At 36.7% G+C, this 852-nt stretch carries 2 protein-coding genes; one reads left to right on the forward strand and one right to left on the reverse strand.

Annotation, left to right across the window (positions count from 1 at the left end; all coding sequences use genetic code 11):
• A partial coding sequence (locus tag ACGF63_RS22955) for a nucleotidyl transferase AbiEii/AbiGii toxin family protein (protein WP_387633391.1) occupies nucleotides 1-451 on the forward strand: 451 nt, incomplete at its 5' end.
• Between the two features lie 160 nt (nucleotides 452-611).
• Here ACGF63_RS22955 and ACGF63_RS22960 read toward each other — a convergent pair.
• Nucleotides 612-852 (reverse strand): transposase (locus tag ACGF63_RS22960; RefSeq protein WP_387633392.1); only part of this gene is annotated, 241 nt, incomplete at its 5' end.

Genomic DNA, 852 nt, shown 5'->3' on the forward strand with positions numbered 1-852 from the left:
ACGTGATTCAGAGGTAAAAAAATTCTTATGTGTTAACATTGAATCCACTTTTGTTGAAAAAATTGTATCTATGCTTAGACGTACAGCATTAGCTGAGCGTAATCCTGAAGAACGGGATGATGAAACGTTGGTAAGGCATATTTACGATGTGCATCTAATTAAATCCAATTACGAGCTAGATTTAGAGATTGTGTATTCAATCTTTAATCGAGTTATATCTGAAGATATCTTAAGATATGGTAATAAACAGCCGGAATTTACTGACAATCCATTTGGTGAAATGAGATATGCTCTGTCATTGATAAAAAATCATGAAAAGTACTCCCAACGTTTCGAAACATATGTAGACCCTATGGTTTACAATGAACAGCCTCACGACTTTGAAACCTGTTTTACTACTTTTGAGAAAGTTTCAACTGAAATATTAGATAAAGTCAGTTTCAATGGATAAAAATGGAGAGAGAGTATAAAAAACGGTGGGGCACTTATGCTGCAACAGTTTTTGTAAAAGAGTTATCCGTTTCTTCACTTAATTTTATCCCCGGATACCAATGCTCAAATCGGGTTTTTAACGGTATAAGTATTCATGGGCCGATTATTGGTATACCCGCTTAACTTGAAGATGCAGGATTCAGAACCTGGAAGTTGTTATTAATACGGCACGACAGGTTCCCGGTAAGTTCCGGTAATATTTCCGTAAAAAAGCGATGAATTGCTTGCCTGAACAAGGCCGTCGAGGTGAAGTCATGGTTATTTCTGACCTTTTCATTCATCACCTTCCACAACCTTTCTATCGGGTTCAGATTCGGGCTGTATGGTGGTAAGTAATGAAGGTCTATATTCATCACATAA

This window comes from Photorhabdus sp. RM322S, from assembly GCF_042879395.1.
In the GTDB taxonomy this organism is placed as follows: Bacteria; Pseudomonadota; Gammaproteobacteria; order Enterobacterales; family Enterobacteriaceae; genus Photorhabdus; species Photorhabdus khanii.